The sequence below is a fragment of the Virgibacillus sp. 6R genome, from assembly GCF_001895305.1.
GTDB classification, from domain to species: domain Bacteria; phylum Bacillota; class Bacilli; order Bacillales; family Amphibacillaceae; genus Virgibacillus; species Virgibacillus pantothenticus.
Map to the genome: position 1 here is coordinate 1,294,136 of NZ_CP017762.1, position 18,681 is coordinate 1,312,816.

General features: G+C 33.6%; 18 protein-coding genes and 1 pseudogene. 1 reads left to right on the top strand and 18 read right to left on the bottom strand.

Translation table 11 applies throughout. The annotated features are described in order from the left end of the window. Positions 1-15: 15 nt before the first annotated feature. Positions 16-528: a YolC/YozM family protein gene (locus tag BKP57_RS05880; protein ID WP_050351668.1), complete on the top strand. Its 513-nt coding sequence runs from the start codon at positions 16-18 to the stop codon at positions 526-528. A 291-nt stretch (positions 529-819) separates the two neighbouring features. On the opposite strand, the gene BKP57_RS23270 is transcribed toward BKP57_RS05880, so the two are convergent. The 18 genes and pseudogenes from BKP57_RS23270 to BKP57_RS05955 all read right to left on the bottom strand — a co-directional run bounded on the left by BKP57_RS23270 (position 820) and on the right by BKP57_RS05955 (position 18,679). Next, the gene (locus tag BKP57_RS23270; RefSeq protein WP_303046264.1) at positions 820-906 is read right to left on the bottom strand and encodes a helix-turn-helix domain-containing protein; all 87 of its coding nucleotides are present in this window, start codon (positions 904-906) and stop codon (positions 820-822) included. Further along, positions 884-1,366 carry a DUF2975 domain-containing protein gene (locus BKP57_RS05885; protein WP_072741153.1) on the bottom strand — a complete coding sequence of 161 codons (483 nt, stop codon included), beginning with the start codon at positions 1,364-1,366 and terminating at the stop codon, positions 884-886. Before BKP57_RS05885 ends, BKP57_RS23270 begins: the two co-directional genes overlap by 23 nt. 699 nt (positions 1,367-2,065) lie before the next feature. Then, positions 2,066-3,028 (bottom strand): tRNA dihydrouridine synthase, encoded by a 963-nt coding sequence (locus BKP57_RS05890; protein ID WP_050351670.1) that lies wholly within the window; start codon positions 3,026-3,028, stop codon positions 2,066-2,068. Between the two features lie 442 nt (positions 3,029-3,470). Further along, a pseudogene (locus BKP57_RS22700) lies at positions 3,471-4,016 on the bottom strand (DJ-1/PfpI family protein). Positions 4,017-4,155: 139 nt separating this feature from the next. After that, positions 4,156-4,509 (bottom strand): WYL domain-containing protein, encoded by a 354-nt coding sequence (locus BKP57_RS22450; protein ID WP_198035022.1) that lies wholly within the window; start codon positions 4,507-4,509, stop codon positions 4,156-4,158. Between the two features lie 96 nt (positions 4,510-4,605). Further along, positions 4,606-5,037 carry a helix-turn-helix transcriptional regulator gene (locus BKP57_RS22455; RefSeq protein ID WP_198035023.1) on the bottom strand — a complete coding sequence of 144 codons (432 nt, stop codon included), beginning with the start codon at positions 5,035-5,037 and terminating at the stop codon, positions 4,606-4,608. A 194-nt stretch (positions 5,038-5,231) separates the two neighbouring features. Continuing rightward, positions 5,232-6,506: a PTS cellobiose transporter subunit IIC gene (gene celB / locus BKP57_RS05905; protein WP_050351671.1), complete on the bottom strand. Its 1,275-nt coding sequence runs from the start codon at positions 6,504-6,506 to the stop codon at positions 5,232-5,234. A gap of 21 nt (positions 6,507-6,527) precedes the next feature. After that, positions 6,528-7,625: a DUF871 domain-containing protein gene (locus BKP57_RS05910; protein ID WP_050351672.1), complete on the bottom strand. Its 1,098-nt coding sequence runs from the start codon at positions 7,623-7,625 to the stop codon at positions 6,528-6,530. Between the two features lie 20 nt (positions 7,626-7,645). After that, positions 7,646-7,927 (bottom strand): PTS sugar transporter subunit IIA, encoded by a 282-nt coding sequence (locus BKP57_RS05915; protein WP_077296879.1) that lies wholly within the window; start codon positions 7,925-7,927, stop codon positions 7,646-7,648. 53 nt (positions 7,928-7,980) lie between these two features. After that, complete coding sequence (locus BKP57_RS05920; protein ID WP_050351674.1) at positions 7,981-8,313, bottom strand: PTS sugar transporter subunit IIB; 333 nt, start codon at positions 8,311-8,313, stop codon at positions 7,981-7,983. Between the two features lie 407 nt (positions 8,314-8,720). Then, complete coding sequence (locus tag BKP57_RS05925) at positions 8,721-10,640, bottom strand: BglG family transcription antiterminator (protein ID WP_050351675.1); 1,920 nt, start codon at positions 10,638-10,640, stop codon at positions 8,721-8,723. A gap of 423 nt (positions 10,641-11,063) precedes the next feature. Next, complete coding sequence (locus tag BKP57_RS05930; protein ID WP_050351676.1) at positions 11,064-12,467, bottom strand: HAMP domain-containing sensor histidine kinase; 1,404 nt, start codon at positions 12,465-12,467, stop codon at positions 11,064-11,066. Next, complete coding sequence (locus BKP57_RS05935; protein ID WP_050351677.1) at positions 12,452-13,147, bottom strand: response regulator transcription factor; 696 nt, start codon at positions 13,145-13,147, stop codon at positions 12,452-12,454. The genes BKP57_RS05930 and BKP57_RS05935 overlap by 16 nt, the downstream gene beginning before the upstream one ends. After that, positions 13,140-13,838, bottom strand: a complete 699-nt coding sequence (locus BKP57_RS05940) for a BsaG family lantibiotic immunity ABC transporter permease subunit (RefSeq protein ID WP_050351678.1) — start codon at positions 13,836-13,838, stop codon at positions 13,140-13,142. The genes BKP57_RS05935 and BKP57_RS05940 overlap by 8 nt, the downstream gene beginning before the upstream one ends. Then, complete coding sequence (locus tag BKP57_RS05945) at positions 13,835-14,590, bottom strand: lantibiotic immunity ABC transporter MutE/EpiE family permease subunit (protein WP_050351679.1); 756 nt, start codon at positions 14,588-14,590, stop codon at positions 13,835-13,837. The genes BKP57_RS05940 and BKP57_RS05945 overlap by 4 nt, the downstream gene beginning before the upstream one ends. After that, positions 14,587-15,297: a lantibiotic protection ABC transporter ATP-binding subunit gene (locus tag BKP57_RS05950; RefSeq protein WP_072741154.1), complete on the bottom strand. Its 711-nt coding sequence runs from the start codon at positions 15,295-15,297 to the stop codon at positions 14,587-14,589. The genes BKP57_RS05945 and BKP57_RS05950 overlap by 4 nt, the downstream gene beginning before the upstream one ends. 269 nt (positions 15,298-15,566) lie before the next feature. Continuing rightward, positions 15,567-15,776 (bottom strand): sigma factor-like helix-turn-helix DNA-binding protein, encoded by a 210-nt coding sequence (locus BKP57_RS23275; protein ID WP_335725527.1) that lies wholly within the window; start codon positions 15,774-15,776, stop codon positions 15,567-15,569. 590 nt (positions 15,777-16,366) lie between these two features. Beyond that, positions 16,367-18,679 carry an ABC transporter permease gene (locus tag BKP57_RS05955; protein WP_050351681.1) on the bottom strand — a complete coding sequence of 771 codons (2,313 nt, stop codon included), beginning with the start codon at positions 18,677-18,679 and terminating at the stop codon, positions 16,367-16,369. Positions 18,680-18,681: the final 2 nt, after the last annotated feature.

Genomic DNA, 18,681 nt, shown 5'->3' on the forward strand with positions numbered 1-18,681 from the left:
AAAATGAGGGATATGATGAAGAAAGGCATTCTATTTTTGGTTATTGTTTCATTCATTGTATTGCTATTTAGCACTAATCTAGTGAAAGAAGCAGAACCTGAGCTTAGTGAAGATGAACGTTTAAGTAAAGTGATAGACTATGCTTGGGATAATTATGATATTTTCGCTTCGAGTGTAGAGTGCGAGAACTCAGAAGTTTTCTTTGATATTGATGATCAGATTGATCAACATGAATTTATAGCTACAATGGAAAACAAGCTGGAGGAGTATGATCTCCCAGATAGATATTTCATTAGCATTAAGCGAAGTAATGCGGAAGAATTAGAGTTGCAACAAACTAAAGAGAAAATGGAGTCTCATGTCTTTAACTATATACAAGAAAATGATTATAAAGGTGTTGAATTTGAAATCAACTACGAGGGGAAAAAGCCTCTCTTCACATTCTATGTAGCGGATGATGCCAATATATCGAAAGAAGATTTAGAAAAAGAGATACACGGATTATTTCAATTCAAAGCGACAGAATAGATTAAAACTTGGAAAAGGTAGTCAATTGCTGATATGCTCCCTCCCAGGTAGACAGATTAAAAAATAAAATCTGTTGTACGTGAGGCAGAAGCTTTTCTGTTTCCAATACGTTTTATTCTAGTCAATTAAAATATGAAGTTTTAATGTCTAAAAAAGAAGATTATTCAATTGTAGAGTTATGCTCAACGTATGGTATCAAGAACAATTTAAACGGTCTCATCCCTATAGAATAGAACTAAAGCCGGTTAAATCATTTTTATTATTTCCCCTGTCTATTTGATAGGGGCCAGTTCAAATTGCTTTTGCCTTACCATTTTTTAAAATAGAAAGATTAGCCATAGTAATACCCACTATTTCAGACAGCTCCGTCACGCTCATTTTCTAATCTCATGATTAGTGCATTTTTAAAAAGTGACTGAAGAACAGCACTAAACAACATAATAACTATGGAAGAAAAGAGAATGACCAGCCCCATAATAGCTATACTAGGATGTAAAGCATTTTGCGTTAAAAGAAAAATCATTCCAATAACATACAATATACTAATCATACTTGCACAGTACTTGATGCGAACTAATGTATATACTGCTAAATCAGAAAAGGCCTTACGGTTATCAATAAAATGTAACAGCTTCATCGCCTGATACAACGCATAAAAAAATGGAACCGCGGTCAAATATAGACCTAATAATACTGGATATCTTAAATAAGCAAACTCTGGAAACATTTCTGCTGAGCTCTTTGCCAATGACGGCAACGCAAATATACATAAGCCTAATACGACAATCCCTATTGCAAAGATAGCTGCCTTTAGAGCCGTTACCGCTCCCCGTTTCATAACAGCACCTCACTTTTCATCATTAACCATATTATATCTAGCTTATTGATTATCAATAAATATTTACCCCTTTGTAATATGCATTTTTTCGCAGTATATATAATCAACTATTTAGTGAGGAAAATGATGTTAACACAAGCCCTTCCTTAAACAAATTATAATAAAGTGAATCTTCAATCAGTAGGGGTTTTCATTCATCGTACTGATTGTTAGAGGAACGAATCGGGTATTTAGGTGCTGCTATCTCCCACTTATACTCATTGCTGTACAAATTATCCAACTACTGTGGGAGTCTTACAGCACCTTATATACGGGATAAAATTAATTGTAAGTGTATACATTTCCAAATGATCTTCCGTTGTATTTGTAGGGGTCAAGAAATGAAAAAAGAAAAGTATTAACCTTCTGTCTTTTCAGCTTAGAAGAAGTAGTATTTCATTTATTACTGGTTAAAGGAACGAGCGGTTACCATTAAATCTACACATTTGCGCATTTATTAATTATTTAAAAAAGTACAAAAGCCTAATTCCCATTTTAGAAGGAGGTTAGGCTTTTGATTTCCTGCAACACAGCCAATTGTAGTATACCTTTCTAATACTTTATTCATAGTAATTCTTGTTTAGGGTCGAGGCACACATTAGTTTAACGACCCGCTTGGTATTGGATTACTTCTCGTGCTCGTCGCTCCATCAACACGAATCAATTACTATACTCAAAGTTATCGAGCAATACACGTACTTCGTCTGTTGATTCTGTGCTCATCAATTGATTTCTTAGTTCACTCGCTCCTCGAAAATCACGGACATATATCTTAAAAAAACGACGAAGGGGTCTGAATGGACGTGGCTCTAATTTTGAATACTTATCATGAAGGTCTAAATGCAACCGTAAGAGATCAAGTAATTCCTTACTACTATGAGCTTTCGGCTCCTTTTCAAAGGCAAATGGATTTTTAAAAATACCACGCCCAATCATAATCCCATCCACTCCGTATTGATGAGCAAGTTTCATACCAGTTTGCCGGTCCGGAATATCCCCATTAATCGTCAAAAGCGTATCTGGTGCTACCTGGTCACGAAGAGTCTTAATTTCTGGGATTAGTTCCCAATGGGCATCTACTTTACTCATTTCCTTTTTTGTACGCAAATGAATGGAAAGATTCACGATATCTTGTTCCAATAGGTGAGTCAACCAGTCACGCCATTCATCTACATGAGTGTAACCAAGCCTTGTCTTCACACTTACAGGCAATCCACCAGCTTTTGCAGCTTGTATTAGATCTGCTGCAACTTCTGGGCGTCGGATAAGCCCACATCCCTTTCCATTTGCTGCAACATTATGGACAGGACAGCCCATATTGATATCCAGCCCCTTAAACCCTTGTTTCGCCATACCAATACTCATTTGTCGAAAGTATTCTGGTTTATCTCCCCATATATGAGCTACAATTGGTTGTTCATCTTCGGTAAAAGTCAAACGTCCACGTACACTAAAGTTCCCCTCTGGGTGACAATAGCTCTCTGAGTTTGTAAACTCTGTAAAAAACACATCTGGTCTTCCTGCTTCACTAACTACATGGCGAAAAACAACATCCGTCACATCTTCCATTGGCGCCAGCACAAAAAACGGCTTTGGTAAATCACGCCAAAAATTATTTATCATATATAAACTCAAATCCTTTCATCATGGGACAACGAATCAAAATCTTTTTCTAAAATATAAAAAACATCCCTACTTCTTTTACACTTATATCATTCTTCATCGCCTTTATCAAACCATCGTAAACCTTGATTATTATACACTTTAATAAGAACAAACAAAAGTGAAAAGAAGATCGATTATCAGAAATGATTTGGTACTGAAGGACAATGTCTAAATACACTTCATATTGTTAACCATCCCCAATTTTTTTGCTAATAGATGGCGGGGACTTTTGTATGCATGCCTCTGTGTTGCCACATACCTTCATAATTCTGCAACATTCACATAAGTTTCCCTTCGATTTTATCTGTTTTAATGAAACCGTTAAACGCTCTTTGAAATAAGCTCTGTATAATATTTAGGATCACCTGTTGAATAGTAAGTGTACCAAGATTCAATGACCTCATGAGGAAAAAACATTCAAATATTGAATAATCTCTCTCGCCCAATCCAAACCTCCTGCTGAACTTGCGGTTATCAAGTTGCTATCTGTAAAAGCCAATGTATTAACATATAAACCTTTCCCATTATATATTTTTGAAAATAATGTCAAATATTCTAAAGAATTGCTCGTGTGCTTGAATGAATCTAAAACTTTCAAATCAGCTAAAGCTAGTGTCGCACCGCAGATAGCGCCTATAAGAATTCCATTTTCTAATTAGGATATCGCCGTTTGTAAGATACGATTATTTTTCTCATTGTTCCAAGTATCTGCACCTGGCAATAGCAATGCAACCATGTTGTTTTCATCCATTTCATCTATTACACAGTCAGGGGTGACCGTAAATCCTCCCATGGTTTGTACTGGGTTCAAACTCGTGCTTACCGTTTTAAGGATAAACTCTCTGTTTCTCTTTAACATGTTTTCCATGCTAATAGCTTGCATCATATAACTGACTTCCCATTCAGCCATAGATTCCAAAATATAAAGATAGATAATTTTTTTCATTTGCTTCCTCTGATTAAATAAGTTATACAAGCTCTGTAGCTTCCCGCTTTCCAAATGTGTGATTCAACTCGCCCTAACTTAATACCATTATATGACAAGAACAGTGACACCTATATGTCACTGTTCTGATAACTACTTATTATATTTTTACATGCTCCTTCATCCTTTGTTGATAGGATAAAGGCGAAAGGACTTTTATTTTTTCCCCAAACCCTAGGATAATTGAAAACATCATAAAATCATTCTCTTTTATAACTACTCTCTTAATTTTCGATGTTCCCAGTACATCGATTACATCACCTTCGAAATATTCATTTACTAACGTTTCAACTTCTTTCAAATATTCAATAGTTACATATACACTATCTTCCTCACGTTTTTGTTCATAATCTTTGAGCAACTTTGCGACATCATAATTATTTACAAAATATTTTTCACTAATTTCTAGATTCTTCATTCTTGCTATTTTAAACATCCGATAATCATCTTTCATTAAATCATAACCAAAAGATAGAGTACATGTATCATATTACTGTGTACGATTCGAGTCTTACTGTTAAGATTGATATATTGAAATGATACTATTTTATTATCCAAAAATCGCTTTCCTTAGCTTAGAAGTGACGGAATTGACCTCTGTATTTTCATTTACTATCGAAAAATCAATTTTAAAAACATGTCTATTACTTTTATCATCACCATAAAGATGTTTTACTTTTTCATATGTTTCATTCACTTTTTGCTCGCCGTAAACACTTTTTAAACTTTGCAATGCTAGTAGAATGTAGTCGTAGTTAGCTTGGTCAACTATTTTATCATTCAACTTATAATCTTGGTGAATAGAATAACCACCTTTAATACCTACTTCAGAATAAATTGGAATGCCAGCTAACGTTAACGTGTCTATGTCACGAATGATTGTCCTACGTGAGACATTAAATTGTGCAGCCAACTTAGCTGCACTAACATTTTCTCTGTTCAGTAAATAAAACAATATTCCTAATAACCGTTCTATCTTCATCCGCTCACCTCAGGGTCAATGTATTTCCATATTATAGTGTTTATTAAAACATAGCAACGATATTTAGTAAGGGAAACGGTATCTCCTTGTATCCTATATTACGAGTGGTTGTTTAGACAGAACAGCTTTCTTATTCTGCAAAAAAACTAACAATTGAAATAAATCAATTGTTAGTTTTCTATGATTTATTGATTTTAATCACTTTTAGATGCTGCTATCTCCTCTTCTCGCTCGGCTTTTAATTGAGCTTTATCTGTAGATCTAACAAATGGGTAATAAATTAGTACCGAAATAACTAGCGTAATAACCTGAATAACCGCACCACTTATTTTCCCTCCAGTTGCCAAGTAACCGCTAATAATTGGCGGCATCGTCCATGGCACAACAATTCCAGCTGTTTTTGCCACTAAACCTGTTGACATACCAATATATGTTATAATCGCTGTTGCTACAGGTGCTAAAATAAATGGAATAAGTAACTTAAAATTTAATACGATTGGTAAACCAAATAAAACTGGCTCATTGATGTTGAAAAATCCAGGAGCTACAGTAAGACGCCCCATTGCTTTATTGTTTTTTCCTTTTGCAAATAGAAACAAACAGAGGACAAGTCCTATTGTCGTTCCTCCACCACCTATCCAAACGAAATTGAGCATAAATTCATTCGTTATGATATTAGGTAGTTCTTGTCCGGCTTGGAACGCAATGCGATTAGCATCCGTATTTTGCAGCCAAACTGGTTGAATTACTGGATTTATTGTATTTGCACCATGAATTCCTACAAACCAGAATATCGAGTTGAAAGCAATAATTAATAATGTTCCCCATAAACTTCCACCTATTGCGCCTAACGGTTTACCTAAAGTATTGGTCAATAATGTATGGATGTTGTCTATACCTGTTGTGACAAGTAAATAATAAATGAAGCCCCAAGCCAAAACTACCATAAGGCCAGGCAATAAAGCTGCAAATGATTTCTCTACAGCGATTGGTACACCTTCTGGCATCTTTATTGTAAATTCTTTCTGAATAAAAAATCTAAAAATTTCAGCAGATATAAGTGCAACCACAATCGCTACAAATAGACCACTACTACCTACATAAATATATGGTATTCCTGACCCTGCGTCGGTTATTAGATCAGGTGTCACAATGATGAAAGCAGCTAAAGAGGTGATGCCAGCAGAAACTCCATCAACCTCATAATCTTCAGCTAGACTATGTGCAATTCCAAAGGCAGCGACTAGAGCCATAAGTCCAAAAGACCCGTTAACGATTTTATTAAATATATGCGCAACACCTATACTATCTAACCAATCAGGATAACCTTCTATTGGTAAATTTCCTAAGATGAGAAAAATAGAACCGATTATAATAAGTGGCATACTTAGCAAAATACCGTCTCGTAAAGCTCTTAAATGCCGTTGGTTACCTATGCGACCGGCTATCATTTCAATTTTTTCGAACAATTTAACTCACCTCATATAAAGTTATTGGTCGATACTATTTATAAATTGAAAGCTTGACCATGGTTTGATAAAGTCCAATAGAAAGACAGTCTCCTGTCTAAGATGGCCAACTACATTTCTATCTCCGTCGTTATCCATATCCTGTAAAGCAATTTGCGTTTCTCCTTTGTACTGACCAAAATTATTATTACAAATAACAACATCGCCCTTTTTAATTGGTACCGTATGATTAGGTTGAATGTCCGCTTCTCTATACTTCAATCGCGTAGTCGATGAGCGAATCATATATGCAGATCGATCTCCCCTATATTGATGTTCTTCATCAAGAATAATTTTTTTCTCTAGTTCGGTTACATTATCTGTTAATACTACTTCAAAGAAAGGATGTGTAGATAAATAAGCATCTGACATCATCTGCAATTCATCTTTAGTGGCGTAAGCATTTCCTATTAACAAATCATCAATCGTGCCCATTAATCGAAAATGTGTTACCTGGGTTTGAATAGATAGATTTCTATGTCGTTCAAGCGTACATAAGCCCTTTTGAACTGGCCATGGTCCAAGTTCTCCATGTTGTGAAGTTACAAATGCTGCTGTTTTTAAATCATACTGATTAAACATCTCTGTGGTCGTTTCAAAATGTTGCTGTGAAATACCAGAGTATTTTTGCGGGTAAAAGTTATGAGAAGCATATAACTTTTCCTTGTTCGGTTGATAGCTCATGATATTCTCTATATATTTTGTTCCACTACTCATGTTTACTTCAATAATTAAATCGTGTGGATTTTTTGTCATTCTTGTTTCTTCTAAACCAGTAAATCCGAGATCTAGACGTATGCCTGCTGCTCCCAAATCTTTAAAAAAACTGAGGTCATTATAGCTAACCCCCAATTGATTAAATAGCTTCGGATTAATATCTAAAATTGTTTCCATGCCAAGCGAATTACCGTGCTTTATAATTTTTCTAAACTTATTAACTACTTCATCGGCATTACCAGTAATCTCCAATAAGCTGGTGAAGATTCTAGTGAATCCAAATTGACTAGCGAGATTTAAATACTCTTTATCCTTTTCAAAGTTGCTACTAGATGGATAAATTGACACTCCTAATTGTTTCATGATAGCTCCTCCAAATATCTTTATTTATCTTTATATAAATCAATAAATTCTTCTGCTAAATCGCAGAAAGTGATTGCATTCATCAAATGATCTTGAGCGTGAACCATTAATAACGTTATTTCTATATTCTCTCCAGAGGCTTCTTTTGATAACAGACTTGTTTGGGAGTTATGTGCATTTTCCAATTCATTATGAGCTTCTTCCATTTTTTTATCTGCCGCTTTAAAATTTCCTTGTTTTGCCTCTTGTATCCCTTCCATTGCACAACTTTTTGCATTTCCACTATGCGTAATCAGTCCCATAATAGCTTGTAAATTTTTTGGTTCTTCCAAGGAATATCTTCCTTTCTTTATCCCTATTTATCAATTTCACTTGTTAATTGTAGAGCTAATTCTAAGACTTTCTCACCGTTCACTTGCCCATAGTCTTGCATATCTATAACAGCAAGTTTCGTATGCGTACCCGCTAGCTTCTTCTCATACTTTTTCTTTAAAAAGCGTACTTGGGGTCCTAGTAATAAGACATCTACATCTTCTTTAGCTATATATTTGTTAGCAGCGCTTGAGGACATTGCCTGAATTTTGACATCTATTCCCTTTTCCTTTGCTGCCTTTTCCATGTTTGTCATTAATAAACTAGTACTCATTCCTGCAGAACACACTAATAAAATATTGGCTTGCTTACTCATTTTAAAATCACCAACCCTTTCTTTTAATAACCTTATATATTTATCATAAGTGAAAACGTTAACAATTCCAGTTTCACTTTTTCCTTTAATCAACGGAAATAAATGTCATTTCATATTGGACCGTTTTAAAAAGAGCAAAGGCTCGGGGCGCCCGTTTAGCAACGTAGTGAATGGAACGAATCAACTAAAGATAAAGGAATCATGCCACTAAAAACAGGGGTATGCCGACGCCTGAGCGGCTAGCCCGTTTTTAGTCGGCCTTCCTCTTAGGGACGAACTGATGATGATTTATCGTAGGGCGCATTTCTAAAGTCGCATAGTTGCTGGGCGATGGAGCCGGACATACAAGCACCTAATTTTATTATTTCCTATAAGATTAAAAAGGTAAGCCAACACTCTATATTGGCTTACCTTTTTATCTGTTCGCTTAGTATTTCAGCTATTTGTTGCGGCGATTTACTATTTATTATTTCTCTTACAATTGAATTACTTTTAATGAGATGAATTAAACTTTCATACATACCGCTTAAATCCTCTGCACCATCTTTTTCTACATTTAGCAAACAAACAAGTTGCACCATATTTTGATTGTTCCACAATATTGGAGCTTTTAATGTACATATGGTCCAAAATGTTTTGCTAGTTTGAGGAGTTATCGGGTGTGGTATTGCTACCAAGTTTCCAAAATAAGTGGATGCCACAGACTCTCTCTTTAATACTAAAGTAGCGTAGTTTTTCTTAACAAGACCTTGTTCATATAATTTATTACATAAAAATTGAATAACAGCTTCCTGGTTTTTTAATTCTTCATGAACAAAAATTCTTTCTAGATCTATAAAAGAAAGTATATTATCACACGTGTTGACCTGGCTAGCAATAGTGTTAATGTCCTCATCTTTTAGAAAAGGATTGACAACAATAACTGGAGTCTTTAATTTTCTATTTATTGGAACAGTACTTATTATGAAATCAATACCAGCTAAAGAAAAAGAAGGCAGTTTATAGAAACTAATAGTATCTACTATCTCTATTTTCTGCCCAAACAAATCCTTTAATTGATAATATAAAAGCTTTGCACTTCCCACTCCTGTTGCACAAACGACTAATATCTTATATTTTTGTATTCCCTTTATTCTTTCAAGGGCTGCTTGAATATACATAGCAATATAAGATATTTCATGTTCATTAATTTCTTTATCGATGTACTTTTTAATACATCTACTTGCAACAATTGCACCTTCAAAGGCAAGAGGGTATGTCAGCTTTATGTCGTTTAATAAAGGATTATGAATATTCATACCATATTTTAACCGATTCATTACTGGTCCAAGGTGCGAAGATAGTCCCTGAATAAATTCCAAGTCAGAATAAAAGTCCCAATCATATATTTCCTTTAGCTCTATCACAATGTCTCTTACAATCTCATTCATGACGATAGAATCATTAGCATTCCTTTTATTAGAGAGTAATTTTGTACCTAACAGGTGAACTAAAATATACTCTTCTTCTGTTCTAGGGAAATTTAAACCTGTAAAACACTCTACTCTTTGGATAATTTTATTTGCGATACTTTTTTCAACTGTATATCCATCTGCTAATGGAATATTTAGTTGTTCAATAATAAAGTTGTCTTCGATACGCTTGCAAGCTATAGCTATATGAGTAGCCAAATTCTCCAATGTTAGGTCTGATATTTCAAAACTGTAATCATTCACTATCTCAATAATTATATCCTTTATTTTATTGAATAGATCCATATCTATGAATCTAAACCAAACTGTCTTTTCTCTAAAAACGTCATAGTTATCTAATATAGAATTTGATAAGCATAACCTTTTCATATATTCCTCACCATGAACCTTTTTTCCATAGTAAGGTTTACTAATACAAACCAACTGGAATTTTTCTAACTCCTGCTTAACTAGCTTCAAATCATTTTTTAACGTAGATCTTGAGACAAACAGTTCTTCTTCAAGCTTTTCCATTTTTATAAAATCTTTTGCGAGCAAAAGACGCTGTAACAAGTACTTCACTCTATTGCTTTGGAGGGTAAAACGATTATAATTAGTTAATGTGTCATCTTTTATATATATGTTTAGCGCCTCTTTAAATAGAGTAGGGTCAATTATTTTTAAGTCGTAACCTTTTCCTCGTATGGACTCAATTTCTATCCCGAGCGATTTACATTCCTTACGTAAATTATTTATTTCATTACGAACCGTACGATCACTAACATTCAGTTCTTTTGAGATCCAATTAGCTGTTATAGGTCCTTTGGATTTATTTAAAAGTAATAAAATGGTGCTTTGCCTTTTGTTAATTCCCATACATTATCAGCCTCCAATAAAACGACAAGCGCTATGTTATTAATATCAAATAAATGATTGCAAATGACAATAAGCGGAAACTTCGCGAAGTAGAGTTTTCCTCATCGCCTACTGATCAAAAGTAAAACAACTGCTAAACCAGCTTTTCCTGTGTGCAGAGCGTCGCTTACGTAACGTACCTTGTCATAAATGCAACAACCTCAGCAATTGGCTCTTACAGCCCCAACGAATCCGGAATTTAAGCGCCTTTATTTCCCACTTACGCTCTTTGTATATATAAAGTCCACCTAAGCAGTAGCTTACGGTACCTTACATCGGGGAAAAGTATAGTAACCCCGTTTTTAATAAGAATTTTTATATAATTCTATTTAACATAACTGTCCTTAAATCATCCACACGTGGTTAGGGATCGACGGTTTTACCTTACAATGGTAATACGAGTTCAAATCTAATGCCATTTAATTTTAATGGGTTTGTTACCGATATTGTTCCACCCAGCGATTCTATTAGTTGTTTAGTTATATATAAACCCAAACCTGAATTTCCATGGTTTGGTCTAGACGGATCTTCTCTATAGTGTTTTCTAAATATATTTTCCCAGTTTTCTTTTTTAATTCCTGCTCCCGAATTCTCTATTGCTAATAACAGATGATTATTTGTTTGTTCTATTGTAAACATGATTTCCCCGCCCTTAGGCGTATATTGGACTGCATTTGAAAAAATATTCTGCAAGATTCTGCTCATTTTTAAATAAGGGACAGTAATGTTTGAATCTGCTGTTGATTCGTAGGAATAGGTAATTGACTTCTCTTCTATTATTGATTTAAAATCATACTCTATTTCACTTATTAAATTGACTAACGTTGTCTCGTCCTTCATAGCAGTCGGATTTCTAATCCTACCTGCAATATTCATATTATCTAATAAGCGATTTGCTTTAATTATGTTCCGAGCAATTATCTCTACACTCATTTTTTGTTCTTCACTTAACGTCTGATCACTTGCTAGTGTTTCTGAGCACATCCCAATTAGTGTAATAGGTGTCTTTAAGTCATGTGATAAACTTGACATCATGACCGCCCATTCTGAATCTTTTTTCCAGTTCTCATATAATGATTTTTTTAATTCTCCTTGCATTTGTCTAAAAGACCGGGTTAACTGACCTATTTCATTTTTCGAATCGTATTTTAAATCAAAGTCAAGGTCTTTTTGACTAATTTTATGCGATGCCGCCATCAATTCTTCTAGTGGAGTCCTAATTTTGTTATATAACTTATTGATATAAAGTCTTGAAAAGATAATAAAATATATAATAGGCGATAGAAATATTAAAAAAATCATTCCTATCATCATATAACGATAATATTCATTTGAAAACGTTGGGTTCAATTGATAGGAGTATACCCATATTCCCTTTATTTCTCCGTGACTAGTTATCGGGAAAATTTTATGATAATATCCATTGCTATTTATAGTGGTATTAACAAGTTCTGGAATTGATTTATCATTAAACAGGGAATCAAATCTTTCAAAACCAGAAATCATTTCTCCATCCATTGAAAATTCACTTAAATACACACCTTTTTTCTGCAAAGTATTCTGTTTACTTAAAAACTGTTTTTCGTTTAAATACTTTGAAGTATTTTCTTTCATCTCAGTACTTGCTTCCATTGCTGCAATTTCTGCATGGTTAGCTGGTAACATTTCCCGCTGTAAGAATGTAATTATAATCACAAAAGCTATAACAGTTAATATAGTAGTGACAACTGTCCACAGAATACTCTTCGTGTAAAGATTTCTTATATCTTTACTTAGTGATTTTTCCACTGATAGCCGATCCCCCATACAGTTTGTAAATAGTCATATTTATAATTCACTTCCCCTAATTTATGTCTAATATTTTTAACATGCTCTACAACAGATTGTAAGCTTCCAATACCATCGATTCCGCTAATATGGTCATATATTTGTTCCTTAGTAAATACCTGTTTAGGAGAAGATAACAACAAAACCAACAATTCATATTCTTTTTTTGTGAATGGGATAGGTTTATTTTTATAGGATATTTGTCTCGATAGTAAATCAACTTCTAATTCATCGACCATAATATGTTTTCTTTTTTCCTTTTCATAAGAGTCAAGAAAACGAGCTTGCATATTAAAAATAGCTTCAATTTTTAAAGTTAATTCTTCTAGAGAAAAAGGCTTGGCGATAAAATCATCACCGCCAAGCGACAAAGCTTTTATACGCGTCATCTCATCTGATGCTGCACTGATAAATACAATTGGACAATCCACTTTCTGGCGAATACGCTCACACACTTCTAGTCCGCTCCATTTTGGCATCATAATATCCAGCAGGACAAGGTCAACGCTAGTATTTATTTGGTTAATTGCATCTTCTCCATCAGTCGCTTCCATGATTTGATAGCCTTTCTTTTGTAGATGCAAACGAATTAAACGCCGCATATCAGCTTCGTCTTCAGCAATTAAAAGTTTCCTATTCATTAATTTTTCTTCCCTCCCAACGGTTAAACCAATAGATAAGAGCAGCGAAAAGAAAACTGCAAAATAATACGAACAAACCTAAAATAAAAAATAAATCTTCATGTGATCTACCTACCACATATAAATATCTCGTTCCGTAGAGTAAAGGAACGTACATCCATATTGTGTCACCCAAACTATTTGCCCCAAATAGGATTAGAAATAAACTTAATAAGACCCCCATACCTAAACATAAGCTTGCATTTATTTTTAAAGCAACAAACCACATAATGATGATCATCGGTAAACAAAACAAAGTAGTGAAAAGTAAGTAGTAGCCAATATATTGATTATACGTACTGCTTACTAATAACCACAACGGCACACAACTAATGAGTGTGCTTATACCTACAGAAAGCCAAGTGACAAATACCATAGTTATCAACCATTTATCACGACGAGGTAACTGTAACAAATGATTAAAGTGCCCAATTTGTTCTTCATATTGAACATACAAACTAACCAATAAAGCAATTCCACAAGGCAACAAACAGTTATAAAATAATGCGTACATAAAATACGCTTGTTCCAGGTCATTATACCTACCTAAATACCAATATAGCACAAGCCCATATAAAATGGGAAAAGCTACCATTATTATTACCCAATTTGTACGAATTAATTTCAATGTTGTGGTTTTTAATAAGTTCATTTCATCACCTTTTTCTTAAATGCAAAAGTGGATAGAATGAACAGTAAAACAAAGTACAGTACGCTAATGACGATACTCACCCCTAATACAGTAGTATCCTGTAAATGGCTTCCAGGCGCAATGGCTGTACCATTCGGATGAATCCCCATCAATGCGGCTGGGATGCGAAGCATATTTGCCCAAGGAGTCCACCAAAATCTTGAATAAGGTGCTAACCAAATAACGCTAATAAAAGCTCCTAATAAATTAGTTATCATCGTTATAATCGTACCGAAATACTGTGAAAGAATAAAATTAAATGGTATTAGTGGCAGAGCGGCTAACGTGATTAAAGTAGTGGTATAAATGATCGTTAAAACATTAGGAACCTCACCATAAGTTAGTATCGAGCCCCCTACAGCAACGACAATAATCAGTATAGAAGATAGCGATTGATAAAATGCCATATTAATTATTTTAGAGTACCATGTCTTAGATAACGATAAGTTATTCGCAATGATCGCCTTATAATTTCCACTCTTTTTTTCCAAACTGATATTCAAGCTACATGCTATAGCTAATCCAATTGGCAAAAAAATCAAAGGCCATTGATTAAACATTTGTGCTAAATATCCATTAAATTTTCCTATTTTTGTGATAAACTGCGCAGTAAACATAGAAAATACTAAGAAAAATAATGGGATAATGAATAATAATCGTTTTGATATAGTTGCTTTCATTTTTATCCGTTCAGCTTTTAAGTACCCAATCATGTCATGATGCATCCCCTTTGGCTTACGGTAATATCAAAGAATGTTTTTTCTAAGTTTTCTTCATGGTTATTCTCTTTTTCATATTCTAAAGTTCCATTATGAATAATACCAATCGTATCTGATACCAGTTGAATTTCAGATAGAATATGACTAGAGATCATAATGGTAATACCGTTGTCTTTTAATTCGGTTAATAATGTACGTAACTCTTGAATTCCCATTGGATCAAGACCATTGCTAGGTTCATCAAACACTAATAATTTCGGCTTTTTAATCAGGGCCATTGCAATTCCTAAACGTTGTTTCATACCTATAGAAAAGTTCTTCACTTTCTTTTTACCGGTGTTTTCCAATTTCATTTTAGCTAAAACAGGATTAATTTCATTTAATGGGATACCTTCTTGTAAACAAAATAGCTTTAAGTTATCATAAGCAGTTAGATTCCCATAAATAGCTGGACCTTCAATTAAAGAACCAATTTCATGTAAGTCATTTCTATTCCATTTATGTCCAGCAAACATTACTTCTCCAACTGATGGTCTAAATATACCACATATTATTTTCATTAATGTAGATTTGCCAGCGCCGTTCAATCCAAGCAATCCATAGATTTCACTGTATTTTACATGCATATTAATATTCGTTAAGACTTTCTCATCTTTGAACATTTTTCCTATATCTCGTGTCTCTAACATATATTTTGACATTAGATACCAAGCTCCTTTTCGTTGATATCTAAAGTCTACTATCAAATTATAAGGAATCTATAAGGAAAGGAGATTAGATGCTGTAAGATCTACTTCGAGGATGCCAAGCAGAAATATAAAGATTATTTAATTCTTTATTTAATAAGACTTCATGTGCTTCTCCTCTCCTTTTTGAGTGTGAATCATAAATTTGTTAACCATCGATAACCGACTATATACTACATACCTAACCAACCACCTAAGGATTTGATGTTTGGTTAATCTTTTTTTCACGTTATTATAGAGTTTAGGGAGCATATTATCATTGATAAGAAATAACGAGCCAATCTATACTGTATGGTGCTACGAGGAATATCGAATAATCTACCTATTTCTACAGCAGACAGTTGAAAAAAGTAATATAGCAGGACAGTAATAAGCTTTTTTGGTAAAGAAAGCATCACTTCACCAAGAATTTCGGAGTGATTTTCTTTATCCAGCCACTTGAAAGCTTTGTCCTTTTTCTTCTTCCTATTGCTTAGCTAAGGTATAGAGTTGATTTTTTCTTCTTGTGGTGTAAGATCAGAAAATATCATTCCTTTACTTGCTCTCTTTTGTTGTAAATATTAATTGCTTCATTCTTCAATACACGTTTTACAAAAGGCATGAAAGGCACAACGAACTTGTCACTTGGTACGATCTGGTTCTATCATTCTTTTCTCTTCCTCCCAAACTGCAAAGGTAGGTGATGATTTCCCCTTTCATAGCCTCCACCCATTGGTTCTACATGCAAAAAAGAGCAATTTTTTGAAAGGAAGTCTTAGAATACACAAAAATGCCCAACTGAATAAAGTCAGCTGGGCTTGAAAGCAAAAGGTTTATGAGATATTGTATGTCAATAATGGTATTTGAGCTAAACCCCATAACAATTTAATTCTTTCTTGAATGTTAATCGAATCAAGTAAAAATTCACATAAAACCTATTTGCGTATTCAAATATCTACTCCCTTATATTCCCTCTATAGCTAACATCTTATTGGTAAAGCAATAACAATTTCACTCATTTTAAAACATCTCATATTGTCAATCACTATTCTACGCTTTTTAAGGCTGTCGCCATATCCATTTTTTTGACTTGTCTGGAAATAAACAGAGAAATTAATATAACATTAAATAAAACAATTAAGATTGCTGTTCCTATTCTTAGACTACTTATATGCATAAAAAATTGAGTAGTTGTAGAATTTGCTAACGCTACATAAGAATCTAAAAATAGTAATCCTAAGGGTATGCCTATAATCGTTCCCATAATCCAAGTAGCAATACTATCTTTTATAATTATTGACCGAATCTCGTTCAATCTAAAGCCTAAGACTCTCAAAGTAGCATACTCTCGATATCTTTCCGTAAAATTAAGTGCTCCTAGATTATATAAAATAAACCAACTTAGAAGAACCGCAAAAACGATAAGTAGAATAATAATACTCTGAAAAGAAGTCAAAACTTTATTTGCACTTTCCAAATTTTGCGCTAACGAATTTACTTGAACAACATCCTCGTCGTCAGATATTTTTTTAGATACTTTTTGTCCAGTTAAAACCGTAGTAGGAACATATAATTGTTCTAATTCTCCCCAATAATCTTTACTCATCACTATACCTTGAGGACTCCCTACTTTTAAGATTCCCGCAATAGGAACAATTAAATTTTGTTCAGAAAAATTACCAATAAGTTTTATCGAGTCACCCTTTCTCACATTTAACTGTTTTGATATATAATCAGAAATAAAAACACCGTCTTCTTTTTCTAAATTAACTGATTCATAATCCGTTGAATTAAAATTCATGTAAATACCAGGTTCAACAATTGTAATTAGCGACATCAAATCTTTCCTTGAAGTCGAAAGGTTTGCAGGTAATTGTTGAATAGTTTGATAGTCACCATTTAATTCAGAGTCCATCAAGTCCATAATAGATTTGTCTATAGTAGGGGATATTTTAATCTCATTTTTATATGACTGATCACTACCAAATGTCTTTTCATTGGAGTCATTTAAAGATTGTTGGATTCCTAATCCAGAAATTAAAAGCATTAATGAACCAATTACACCAAAGATACCAATCAAAGCACGTAATTTAGCTCTGGATATATCTCGTAAAACCCAACGCCAATCCCAAGACAAACTATCCCAAAGCCGCGGGAACATTTCAACTATATTTTTAGGTGTACGTTTGATTTTTTGTGGTTGCATTATTTTTGCTGGTGCATCTTTTAGTGTTTTTAAAATAGCAGTAATTCCTGCTATACTCCCTATTAATACTAATACGCCGAGCATTACCCAACTCCACTTCGAGGGAGTTACCTCCCAATATGGCATATTAAAAAGTGGTTTCTGTTTATCTAAAATAAGTGGTGCAATTGTCCTTGGTCCAAAGAATAATCCTATAGTTCCACCAAAAAGAGTTGGCAGAAAACCGTATTGGACATAATGGAGGATAATTTTAAACTTGCTCAATCCCAAAGCTCTCAAAAGACCAATAATACTTCTCTGTTTATTAACCAATCTTCTAATAGTTGTTTCTGTTGTTAAAATCACTAATGCGAATAAAACTGTGCAGAACATGATAGAAAGTTTTTTTACACTATTTTTTTTCTGAATAAACTCTGATACATTGTTTTTTTCATTCCTATTAGAAATATCAATTAATGAAGTACCTAAAACATCTTTTAAGTCTTCTTTTAAATCAAACTCTGAATACTCTTCATTTTTCGTAACCAATATTTGATTACTTGCGTTTTTTAAAGAAGGAATGGTTTTTGTGTTAGTTAATACATAACCGTATTTTTCATGATCTGCTACAATATCATTTGCTGGTCCTGTATATGCAATAAAGTTAGGACTGGCTACCAATCCTTTTATTAAATAACTTTTGGTTTCACCATTAACATTTAATTGAATATTCGAATCAACTTTATAATCGTTTTCTTTTGCAAAATTACTATCCAGCCAGATTCCTTTTGTTTGGGTAGAGAATTTGTCACCCTTAATTATTGCTGGCTTTGAAATTGTTCCATTATCTATTACCAATTGCAGCTGCTTCTTTGAAGAGGCTGTTCCAACCTTAACATTTAGATATTGTTGTTGCATAACCTGATCAATTGATTTTTTATCTTTTAATTCTTGAAGTACTTTATTTTCTTGCTGATCCCTAATAGTAACCCATTCATCAGCCATATTAGAACTTTCTGACCATTTCTCAAATTTCTCTTCCATTCCTTGGCTTGCAGCTAACAATCCTGAAAAAATCAAGATGCTTAATAATGATAAAATAAATACTGAACTAAATTCGGAAGCATGAGAACGAAAATCTCTGAAATTTTTTTTTAGAAGATTTTTTAGCATTT

Coding starts and splice junctions, on each gene's coding strand:
- BKP57_RS05880 (WP_050351668.1), top strand. CDS start 16: ATGAAGAAAGGCATTCTATTTTTGGTTATTGTTTCATTCATTGTATTG.
- BKP57_RS23270 (WP_303046264.1), bottom strand. CDS start 906: ATGAGCGTGACGGAGCTGTCTGAAATAGTGGGTATTACTATGGCTAAT.
- BKP57_RS05885 (WP_072741153.1), bottom strand. CDS start 1,366: ATGAAACGGGGAGCGGTAACGGCTCTAAAGGCAGCTATCTTTGCAATA.
- BKP57_RS05890 (WP_050351670.1), bottom strand. CDS start 3,028: ATGATAAATAATTTTTGGCGTGATTTACCAAAGCCGTTTTTTGTGCTG.
- BKP57_RS22450 (WP_198035022.1), bottom strand. CDS start 4,509: ATGAAAGATGATTATCGGATGTTTAAAATAGCAAGAATGAAGAATCTA.
- BKP57_RS22455 (WP_198035023.1), bottom strand. CDS start 5,037: ATGAAGATAGAACGGTTATTAGGAATATTGTTTTATTTACTGAACAGA.
- BKP57_RS05910 (WP_050351672.1), bottom strand. CDS start 7,625: ATGAAACAATTAGGAGTGTCAATTTATCCATCTAGTAGCAACTTTGAA.
- BKP57_RS05915 (WP_077296879.1), bottom strand. CDS start 7,927: ATGGGACTGATTACGCATAGTGGAAATGCAAAAAGTTGTGCAATGGAA.
- BKP57_RS05920 (WP_050351674.1), bottom strand. CDS start 8,313: ATGAGTAAGCAAGCCAATATTTTATTAGTGTGTTCTGCAGGAATGAGT.
- BKP57_RS05925 (WP_050351675.1), bottom strand. CDS start 10,640: ATGGGAATTAACAAAAGGCAAAGCACCATTTTATTACTTTTAAATAAA.
- BKP57_RS05935 (WP_050351677.1), bottom strand. CDS start 13,147: ATGAATAGGAAACTTTTAATTGCTGAAGACGAAGCTGATATGCGGCGT.
- BKP57_RS05940 (WP_050351678.1), bottom strand. CDS start 13,838: ATGAACTTATTAAAAACCACAACATTGAAATTAATTCGTACAAATTGG.
- BKP57_RS05945 (WP_050351679.1), bottom strand. CDS start 14,590: ATGATTGGGTACTTAAAAGCTGAACGGATAAAAATGAAAGCAACTATA.
- BKP57_RS05950 (WP_072741154.1), bottom strand. CDS start 15,297: ATGTCAAAATATATGTTAGAGACACGAGATATAGGAAAAATGTTCAAA.
- BKP57_RS05955 (WP_050351681.1), bottom strand. CDS start 18,679: ATGCTAAAAAATCTTCTAAAAAAAAATTTCAGAGATTTTCGTTCTCAT.